This is a genomic window from Micromonospora gifhornensis (genome assembly GCF_016863515.1).
Lineage (GTDB): Bacteria > Actinomycetota > Actinomycetes > Mycobacteriales > Micromonosporaceae > Micromonospora > Micromonospora gifhornensis.
In genome coordinates, this window is sequence record NZ_BOPA01000080.1 from 1 (window position 1) to 9,683 (window position 9,683).

At 66.9% G+C, this 9,683-nt stretch carries 9 protein-coding genes and 2 pseudogenes; 8 read left to right on the forward strand and 3 right to left on the reverse strand.

The annotated features are described in order from the left end of the window. Positions 1-525 precede the first annotated feature (525 nt). Positions 526-1,887, forward strand: coding sequence for an NsdA family TPR-like regulatory protein (locus Vgi01_RS30020; RefSeq protein WP_486348004.1), 1,362 nt, complete (start codon positions 526-528; stop codon positions 1,885-1,887). On the opposite strand, the gene Vgi01_RS30025 is transcribed toward Vgi01_RS30020, so the two are convergent. Next, on the reverse strand, positions 1,884-2,753 hold the full coding sequence (locus Vgi01_RS30025; RefSeq protein ID WP_204293309.1) for a phosphotransferase enzyme family protein: 870 nt from the start codon (positions 2,751-2,753) through the stop codon (positions 1,884-1,886). The genes Vgi01_RS30020 and Vgi01_RS30025 overlap by 4 nt on opposite strands. A 114-nt stretch (positions 2,754-2,867) precedes the next feature. Here Vgi01_RS30025 and Vgi01_RS30030 point away from each other — a divergent pair, with 114 nt between their 5' ends. From Vgi01_RS30030 to Vgi01_RS30040, 3 genes are all read left to right on the forward strand, one after another. Next, positions 2,868-3,797 carry an XRE family transcriptional regulator gene (locus Vgi01_RS30030; protein ID WP_204293310.1) on the forward strand — a complete coding sequence of 310 codons (930 nt, stop codon included), beginning with the start codon at positions 2,868-2,870 and terminating at the stop codon, positions 3,795-3,797. A 62-nt stretch (positions 3,798-3,859) separates the two neighbouring features. Continuing rightward, positions 3,860-4,393 (forward strand): GNAT family N-acetyltransferase, encoded by a 534-nt coding sequence (locus Vgi01_RS30035; RefSeq protein ID WP_204293311.1) that lies wholly within the window; start codon positions 3,860-3,862, stop codon positions 4,391-4,393. Between the two features lie 186 nt (positions 4,394-4,579). After that, positions 4,580-5,128: an aspartyl/asparaginyl beta-hydroxylase domain-containing protein gene (locus tag Vgi01_RS30040; RefSeq protein ID WP_204293312.1), complete on the forward strand. Its 549-nt coding sequence runs from the start codon at positions 4,580-4,582 to the stop codon at positions 5,126-5,128. 193 nt (positions 5,129-5,321) lie between these two features. Here Vgi01_RS30040 and Vgi01_RS30045 read toward each other — a convergent pair whose 3' ends face one another. Further along, positions 5,322-6,137: a hypothetical protein gene (locus tag Vgi01_RS30045; protein ID WP_204293313.1), complete on the reverse strand. Its 816-nt coding sequence runs from the start codon at positions 6,135-6,137 to the stop codon at positions 5,322-5,324. Positions 6,138-6,649: 512 nt separating this feature from the next. Continuing rightward, complete coding sequence (locus Vgi01_RS30050) at positions 6,650-7,309, reverse strand: hypothetical protein (protein ID WP_204293314.1); 660 nt, start codon at positions 7,307-7,309, stop codon at positions 6,650-6,652. A gap of 221 nt (positions 7,310-7,530) precedes the next feature. Between Vgi01_RS30050 and Vgi01_RS30055 the strand changes: the two are divergent. The 4 genes and pseudogenes from Vgi01_RS30055 to Vgi01_RS30070 all read left to right on the forward strand — a co-directional run. Continuing rightward, positions 7,531-7,689, forward strand: a pseudogene (locus Vgi01_RS30055) (histidine decarboxylase); the annotation flags it as partial. A 341-nt stretch (positions 7,690-8,030) separates the two neighbouring features. Continuing rightward, positions 8,031-8,267, forward strand: coding sequence for a hypothetical protein (locus tag Vgi01_RS30060; RefSeq protein ID WP_204293315.1), 237 nt, complete (start codon positions 8,031-8,033; stop codon positions 8,265-8,267). A 230-nt stretch (positions 8,268-8,497) separates the two neighbouring features. Then, a pseudogene (locus Vgi01_RS30065) lies at positions 8,498-8,845 on the forward strand (ADP-ribosylation/crystallin J1); the annotation flags it as partial. Positions 8,846-9,329: 484 nt separating this feature from the next. Further along, positions 9,330-9,584, forward strand: coding sequence for a hypothetical protein (locus Vgi01_RS30070; protein WP_204293316.1), 255 nt, complete (start codon positions 9,330-9,332; stop codon positions 9,582-9,584). The last annotated feature ends 99 nt before the right edge of the window (positions 9,585-9,683 follow it).

The window sequence follows — 9,683 nt, forward strand, 5'->3', positions numbered from 1 at the left end:
ACCTGGCCGAGCGTCGAGACGAAGATCGGCGCAAGCCGTTGCGGAAGGAACCGCACGCTACGGTCCTCCAGGTGCGCCCAGAAATGATCGGCGGCACGGTCATCCGCGACGAGGGCGGTAAGCTGCGGCAATATGTGGTCAGTCATCGCTCCGGCTGTTCCTCGACGACGGATAGCTGATGGCGATTCAACGATCACGGAACAACCCACAACAGGGAATGCCGACCTCCGGTTCGACCTCACGTTCTGACCTCCGGTTCGACCAGCCCTGAACAGCGAATGAATCGCCGACCGCTGCAACAGGACGCGCCAGACTGGCGGCCGCGGCTGGGATATGGCAGTGTCAGCGACAGGTCTGTCAACAATTCCTGCGTAGAATCAGCGTTGCTGGCGAAGCTCGCGTGTTGATCGACGTCGACCGGTCGCCATTAGACGTAGTATGGCGGGACTTCAAACGTTTACCTCGAGCCAAGCCGGCGACCGTTGCAGTTCCGAGTTCGACAGGGCTATGCCGTAGAGGAGGAGCATGCCTCGGCACGCGGAAACGGTGATCACGCCGAATACGCACCTCAGGAGCGCCCGAGTCCAGCTTCCTTCACCGTTGAGACCCGGGCAGTGTATGTCTCGAACGGAGTTGGCCGATGCGGTGAACGCTGCGTTAGATGCCCTCTACCCTTCGCGTTGCCTCGCTGCTCACTACGTGGATTCCCGGTGGGTCGGCAAACTGGAGCGCGGCGAACACCGCTGGCCCAGCGCGGAGCGGCGCGCGGCGTTACGTGCCGTCTTCGGCGTCACCGCTGACAGGCAGCTCGGGCTCTACAGTCCTCGCCGAACAGGGGCCACGAGTAGCAGCCTGACGGATGCTGCGTGGCCGGGTGTGGTTCCGGACGAGATGGCTGAGCTGCCGGGGCCATGGACGTCGGGTATGCAGGTGCCGAACAGGATCGAGCAGCCCCATGTGGAGGCCCTGCGCCGGAGCATCACGTTGTTCGAGGACTGGGATCACCGATACGGGGGTGGTCTTGCTCGTGCCGCCATGGCGGGGCAACTCGAATGGGCGTGCCGCGCCATCCGTCAGGCATCGGCTAGACCTGCCGTACGCCGGCAGTGGCTTTCGACGGCAGCCCGGCTCGGTGACGTGGTCGGCTGGGCGTGCTTCGATGCAGGCGAGGACGCCGGGACGACTCGCGGGTACTTCGTCAGGTCGATTCAACTCGCGACCGAAGCCGAAGACGTCCAGCAGCGGGCTCACACCGTCACGAGCCTGAGTAGGCGTCTCACCTACAGCGGTAAGGCCAAGGAGGCCCTACAGATCGTCGGTCTTACCCGGAGCGGGTGGCGTGATCTACCTCCGCTGGGCCGTGCCGTCATAGGAATCGTAGAGGCGCGGGCGTACGCGTCCCTTCGCGATGCAGAGGAATGCCGTCGTGCCGTCGGTCTGTGCGACGAGCATTTCGACGCCAGCCCCGCTGATGGCGCATACGATCCCACCTGGGGGTACTACGCGGACCTCGGTCAAATCCTCGGCGACGCCGGACACGCCATGTGCGATCTCGCGTTGACCGCCAACGACCCGGCGCTAACCGATGCCACGATCACGCGGCTGCACGCCGCGTACGAGCTTCACCCCGGCACAGTGGCCAGGTCCCGAGCGCTGACCATGATCCGGATAGCCTGCCTACAGGCACACCAGGGTAACGTCGCCGCCGCCTTACCCTCAGCACGAGCCGGTTGCACGGATGCGGCCGGCGTGTACTCCAGCCGCTTGCGCGATGACGTTCGGGTCCTCGCACACATGCTCGAGAACGTCGACGCGGAACCGGACCTCAAGGATGACCTGGTTGCGGTGCGGGCCCAGCTCAGTGGTGTCGCCGCGTCACAGGTCTAGAAGCCTGTCCAGCCGGCTGGCGCCGAACCGTCCCGCAACGAGTCCAGGCGGTGTCTCAGCTGCTGCCGCCGCGGCGTGTCGTTGTCTGCCGACTGCGCCAGCCATAGAGTCATCCGCAGCATCCGGATCTGCCGCAGTACCGGCCAAGCTGGGCTGCACCGCACGTCATAGCCATAGCTATCCGCGAACATGGCGTATTCGTGCTTGGAAAACCACCCGCACTCGTAGTAGAGGGCGCTGAGCGTTAGATCCCACTCCGGCGGTCCGACACACACGGACTCCAAGTCGATGAAGGCGCATCTGCCTGCCGTCGTGACCAACAGGTTCTCCATGTGCGCGTCGCCGTGCAGCACCGCCTCCCCGAGCGCGAACGTCGCGTGATCCCACTGCACTGCGAGTCCGTCACGAAGCTCGCGCAAAAACGCCCTGTCGCGTTCATCCAGGCCTACGGCCGACGCCAACTGCTCACGAAGCCTCGAAAACGGCGACACGCGAGTCAACAGCCCGACCGGCCGGGGCACACCATGGAGGAGACGCAGACACCGCGCAAGCGTTACCAGGTCCGCCGAATGCCCGCCCGGCAGGTACTCCCACAACGAGACCACATGCTGATCGACCACGATCGGCTCCGACCGCACCGGACGCGCCACCGGTACACCCTGCGACGCCAACCATTCAGCCACCGCAATCTCCAGCCGCACCCGTTGCACCGCCCCCGCACCCGGCACGACCCGCACCAGCACCCCCACGCCAGACAACAGCACCACGCCGTTCTCGCCAACACGGAGCACCTGCGCATCATCAACCGGCATGCCTACCCGTGCACCAGCCAACGTCGCCACGCGGACCGCCTCATCCGTACGCACCCCGCCATCCTCTCCCAGAAACGCCCCGACTCCGCGAACCCGCAAGTGCACCCGACTGCCACCACTTGCACCCCCGGATTTGCGATTGCTGCCGCACCCACCGGCGACCGCCTCGTGGGGCTCGAGGCGCTACGTCACAGCCTGACTGCCGCCATCGACGTCGGCCACGATGAGTGGCCTGACATCGTTGCCGCTTACGGCAGGTGCTATTACCAGCAGCCGCACGACCAGGTGATGACTCAGCTCGGCCGAGACTTGGCAGTGCTGCAGCACCAGATCACTGTCGACCAGGGAGAGCGGCGACCGCTTCTCCTGAAGGCAGCAGGTCAGCTGTCGGTCATCATCGCGCTCGGCCTTGTCGCGTCCGGGCAAGCAATTGCCGCCCGTCGGTGGTGGCGCACCGCACGGCGGGTCGCCGATGAGTCCGGAGATCCGGACGCGCAGATCATGGTACGGGCCTGGGATGTCGTGAACGGCTCCTACGACGGCCGTCCAGCTGTGCAGGTGGTGGCCGTGTCAGATGAGGTTCTGCCGCTGCTGGATGGGCGGGCCAGCGCTGCTACCTGTGGTCTGCTTGCCGGCCGGGCGCAGGCACTGTCGCTGGCCGGCCGGCACGCGGAGGCCGTCGCGACGGTCCAGCAGCTGGCCCGCATGGCCGAGCAGCTCCCGGCCACCGTGGTCGACGACGTCGAGAGCCTGTGGGGGTGGCCGGAGCATCGGCTGCGGCACACCGAATCCTGGGTGTACACGCACGCCGCCAACTACAGGCGGGCAGGCGAGGCCCAGGATCGTGCGCTCGCTCTCTACCCGGCGTCGCAGATAAGGCTGCGTACGCAGGTAGAGCTGCATCGAGCGGCGGCACTGATCCGAACGGGGCATGTTCCGGACGGACTGCGCCTGGCTGCCGACCTGCTGGACCGTTTGCCGACCAGCCAGCACAACGAGCTCGTCCGCAGTGTGGCGCGGCAGGTTGTCGTGGCGGTGCCTGACAGCGAACGGAGGCAGTCGTCATACCGCGAGCTTCTGGAGCGAGTCCGGTCGTAGCGGTGCCCGCGGCGTCAGATCCGATCGCCATGCGAACTAATGTCCGGCCATAACATCCAGGGGTGCCCATCTATCACAGCGTCGCCCGTGATGAAACCCATCAGGTCTTCGACGCCCTGGAAGACCTGTACGCGATCGTTTACGCCGAGCCGCCGTACAGTGAGGGGCCGGAGCAGGTCGCCCGATTCCGCGAGGGCCTACCGGAGGAGACGACGCGGCCGGGATTCCGCTTGGTCACCGCCACTGACGGCACCCTGCTGCTCGGAGCCGCCTACGGATGGACGATGGCAACCGGTACCTGGTGGTCGCGCGCTACCGAGGATCCGCCGCCCGAGATCCGTGACGCGGACAAGTTCGCCGTGATGGAGTGGATGGTGCATCCGAGCCATCGTAGGCAGGGTATCGGCGCAGAGCTGATGCGCCGGTTACTTGCTGGCCGTTCCGAGCAGTACGCGACGCTAGCTTCGAATCCCGTCTCTGCGGCCCGTCGCATGTACAAGCGGACGGGGTGGCAACAGGTCGGCACGTCGGCGCTCTCCTGGGGGCCGCCGATGGATCTGCTGGTTCTGCCGCTACAGCTACGCCCGACTGCGTAGTAGAAGCCGGTCCAGCCAGCTGGCGCCGAACCCTCGCAACGAGTCGAGGCGGTGTCTCGGCTGCTATCCGCCGCTGCGTGTTCTTGTCTGCCGACTGCGCCAGCCACAGCGTCACCCGTCGCTTACCGGTTGCACGAGGCGACGCCGTAGCCCAGATCACCGGTCATTGCTGCAGGATGGTGTCTAATGTTCTTGGATCAGCGGCAGTTCCCGTTCCTGGCCGATCTTCGGGCACGGTGGGAGGCGATCCGGGACGAATGTCTTGCTCTGCCGCAGGACAGCTACCAGCCGTGGGTGCAACGCGAGATGTACGGCCAGGGCTGGAGCGTGTATGGCCTGGTCGCCTTCGGCGAACGGATCGAGGAGGCCCTCGCCGCATGCCCGGACACTGCCTCCGCGTTGACGACGATCCCTTACCTGACGACCGCGGGATTCTCCCGGATGGCTCCCGGCACCCACATCACACCCCATGAAGGCTGGGTGACGACCGTGTACCGGGCCCATCTCGGACTGGTCGTGCCGCAAGACTGCGCACTGCGGGTGGGCGACGAGACCCGGCAGTGGAGCGAAGGCCAGACCCTCGTCTTCGACGACACGGTCACCCACGAGGCGTGGAACTACGGCTCCAGCGACCGCATCGTGCTCTTGTTCGACTTCGCCCGTCCCGGCTGCGAGGACATGCCGCAGGACGAACTACCGACCACAGTGGCAGACCTCGTACGACGCAAGGGATGAGCGATACGCCCGAGAGCGTCTCCACGGCCCCGTCTCATCCTGCCGTCCTGAGAACCAGCCAGGACCCGATGAGCGCCACCACGCCCGGACGCATCACGCTTCCGACAGCGCCGTTCGCGACATGAGCGGATGTCCAGTAGCCGTGTGCTGAACTGCGAACACCACTCCTCGCCGCCTCTGGAGAGAGGGGTGCCTACTTTGGGCGTACAGGCAGCTGTGGCCCGTTGGGGTTGTTCGCGTTCCATTGGCGACGGAACGCCGCCGCGCGGGCCTCGGCCGCCGCGCTACTCAAGTTACCGCGGGCGGTCTGCGCACCGACCCGGGTGGTCTGGCCCGGCGGTGTGAACACGTGGGAGCCGCCGGGCTGGTGCCCCGCATGAACCCGACCGGAGGTCGCAGGGCCGTCCATGGTGCCCCACTTACGCGACCAGTCGCGGACTTCCCGTCGGATCCTCCGCGTGACACCGCGGTAGGTCTGCCCCGGGGTCACCTTCCACCGCTTCAGCGCTCCGACGTATACATCGGGCACGACGTCAGCAGCCGCACCGGTACCCTTGCCGACCGCCTGCCCGGCGCCCGCCCCCGCCGCGCGCTGGGCTCCCCGGACCGTCGGGATGACCTTGCCGGCGACCTTGCCCGCGACCCAGGCCACTCCACCGCCGGCTACCTGGCCCGCCATGGCTTCCGCAAACCCCCGGCCATACCACTGGGCCCGCTGGTTGTACGGGTCCACCGGCAGCTCCTGTCCGGGCTTGACGGCATTGACCATTCCGATGCCGAAGGCCTTCAGGTCACTGCCCTCGATCCGTCCCTTGCCCTCGACGTACCGCTTCGCCTCCGGATGCGAGACCTGCGGCTCGAATGGCATCGGAGCCTCGATGATCAGCTCGGGTAGATTGATCACCTGGTGCCGACCACCCCAGCCGTGAGTGGACGCGGCGTCGCGCTTGCGCTTGGGACGCACCGGCCAGCGCCGCGCGTTGGGACGGGCCTGCGCGCCGATCCGCATGGCCGCCACGTGATCGCTGAGCCGGATCTGCGGCGAGGTGACCGGCCGGAACGGCACCCGCGGCACAACCGGTGGTGGTGACATCGGTGGAGGTCGGTGAGCCTGCGGTGGTCTGTGGGCCGGCTGCGGCGGCCGGTAGACCTGCGGCGAGACCGGCGGGCGCGGGGTCGGGCGGACCGGCGGCACCGAGGGGGTCGGGCGGACCGGCGGCTGTGGACGGGGAGTGAAAGAGGGTGTCCAGGGCCTGCTCGCCGGTGCCGGGCGTGGCACCTTATGCGCCGCCGCCAACAGGGTGGGAGTCAACTGCGCGGCGAGATCCGCCATCGTCGGCCGATGGTGCGTAGGACGGTGGTGGACGGGACGGTGATGGTGTGGCCGGTGATGCGCCACCGGCGGCTGGGCCCGGGGCTCGGTGCGCGGCGCCGCCGGCGCCTCGGCCGGTCGGGGCCGGTGCACCGGCACCAGGGGTGGCGGTTGCGGGCGCGAAGCGCTGGGTGCCGGGGTCGGATAGCTCATGTTGTCGCTTCGCTGACCACCGCACCGGTCTTCACCGGGTCCGCCGCCTCCAGTCGGATCACGTCGTCCACCAAGGCCAGGTTAAGCCCGACCTCGTCGGCGGCGAGTTCCAACGCTGCCTGATCGATACCGCGGGCCGCGCAGAACTCCTGCACGGCCGCGTTCTCCAGCGACAGGGGCAGGTCGACCGCGTTCTGCAGCCAGTGGGTGACCGCCAGCCGCAGCAGCGGCTGCGGCGCTTCGTCAGCGAGTTCGGACACCAACTCATCGCGCATCCGCTCGGCGTTGCGCCGCAGGTACCGTTGCAGCTTTCCGCCGTACCCGTCGGTGATGAACTGGGCCAGCCGCGACAGCACCCCGGCTGCGGTGACGATCTGCGCCTGGTCGAAGCCGTACCGATCGAGCAGGTGCCGCACCACCCGATGGGTGTCGCTGGCCGGGTCATCGACATCCAACAAGACCGCGGGCTCGATCAGGCCGAACCGATGCAGGTCGTCGGTCAGCTCGCGGGAGCGCTCCGGGTCATCCCCGGCGACCGCGTTGAGTAGGCAGAAGACCAACTCGGCCCAGCGATCCGCCTCCGCGGCCCATGGGATAGCACCCAGGCCGTCGAGGTGCCGAAGGGACAGTTCACGAAGCTCACTGGGCAGGTCCATCGACACCTCACGGGTTGCGAAGCCAGTTCACCTGAGCGGCGGCCGACGCGGCCGGTATGGCGGTCTTTGCTTGCGGCCTGGCCACGCTACCGCTCAATACGCCAACGTCACATCGCCTGTCTGTGCCGGTAGTTGCACGAGACGGCCATTACCTTGGGGATCCGGTACCGGTGTGAAACGGGATTGGCCTTCTTCGTATTTTGCGTTTCATCCACGTCGGGCGCGCCGCGGTCGTCCACGCATGCCCAGACGGCGAAATGGACTACGACCACCTAGCCGAACAACTACAACGCCGCAGCCGCTGGCCCGCGATCATGGTTGCCATCGCCGGCACCACCATGACCGAAGCCGTCGACAACACCACCCATATCCGTGACGTCGGGACGACATCACCGCACTCCGGCGCGTTCACCGTTGGGGGCCCAGCGCCGGCGCGAACAGGTCTCACAGGTGACCGTGGCCCGGCGGCGGAGACCTTCCGGCGTGAACGAGAACGAGTCGGCGAACGTGCCGAGCCGGTGGTGTCGCTGCCGCTACTGCTTTCTGACGCCCGCGGCGCTCTGCCGGCTGCATGATCGAGTGCACTCAACTCGGCACGTGCGCGCACGGGGATCGAGCCGACGCCTGCGCCGGACATCTACGGAGAGTGACGGCATTTCCGGCCTTCCGGCGCGCTCGCTCGGCGGCATGAGCGTGACGTCGCCCGAGGTAGCTTCTGCGGATGCCTCATGATCCGTTGCAGGACATGCCCGCCGAATCTCGCGCGGAGCTGACGGCGGCTGTCTGCGCTGCCATCGACATCGATCAGGCTACCGCGGAGGACATCATCCGCTCGACTGAGCCGTTTTGGGACGCGATGGAACGAGCCGGTGGCCTCGTGGACTCATGGGGTGGAGGCGAGTTCTGTTATGTCCTGCCGAGGCTGTTGTCGTTCATCCGGCAGACCGCCAATCCGTAGCGCGATCGACGATCCCTCCGCTCTGTCACCGGCGCGACCGGACGGCACCTGACTCAAGTGATCGTGACGCTGCGCGGCGCGCGGTCCGCGCCTAATCCGTGTACCTGGGTCCCAGGTGTGACCGGCCTGACGGAGCCGGCCTCGGCGACGTCCGGAGGCGGACCATCAGAATGTTGCGTACGTGGCTCGTCCCGGCCACAGGGGGCAACCATGATTGTGAGGAGCAGACCATCGACAAGGCCGACACGATCACCCTCTGGCGGCCCACCGGGCAGGCCGAACTCGACCTTGTGGAGGCGTCAGGGTGGCGGGAGTGGCCTCCACGCCTGCCGGACCAGCCGATCTTCTACCCCGTACTCAACCGCTGGTACGCCACGAAGATTGCCCGCGAGTGGAACGTCCCTGCCGATGGCGTCGGCTACGTGACTCGGTTCGAGGTCCAGCGTGAGTACATGGACCGTTACGAGGTTCATCAGGTCGGTGGCCGCGACGTGCTGGAGTACTGGATCCCCGCAGAGGAGCTTGCCGACCTCAACGCCCACCTCGTCGGCGCGATCACCGAGGAAGCCGACTACCGCGGCCCCGTAGGCGACCAGGAGTTCACCGACGCCCACCACACGCTGGGCCGAACCCTACCGGCCGCGTGGCGAACGTACCTGCAAGGTGCGTCGTGGTTCCGGCGAGGCTGGATCACAGGCGAAGCGTACGTTTGGCTCAACACCCCACGCGAGATGCTTGAGCTGCATCACGCATGGCACGAGAGCACCGACTTGCACCCCGGCATCGCGATCATCGGCGGCGACGGATCCCGCGAACAGCTCGTACTCGACCTGCGCAGCGACCCCGCACCGGTGCTCCTGGTCGACATCACGAGCAGCGGATGGGACAACGCCATCCGGCAAGCCGACGATGTCGACGAGCTCATCGACCGCATCGAGGCGGGCACCTTCGACTACGACTTCGACGATTAGCGGACACGGGCGAGCATGGTCGAACGCGCACCTCACGGCAGATCCGGATACCCGAGTGTGGATCAGGCGGGCTGAGGATTACCGTCTCGTGATGGCCTTCAACTTCGGCATTGCTGGCTACCAGCCAGCCTGGCTGAACGGAGCTACTGAGGTCGCCGGTCGTCACGCTCAACGGCTGCGGGGCCTCGTCGGCCGTCGGCTGACGTGCAGCTGGGTGGTGTGGGATGACGACGACGACACCTGGTTCGCCGACTGCCCGGTGGCGCTCGACTTCGACGATGAACGCCTTGAGGTCAATCATCAGAAGTCGACGATCTGTCGATCACGTTTGGTTCGATCGACGTGACCCGGACGCCGGTGTGGCCGACTGCAGACAGCTTCCTGCTCCGCTTGTCGGCGTACGGGTTCGGATGCTCAGGTAGGTACGCGTGAACTGCCCAGGTGG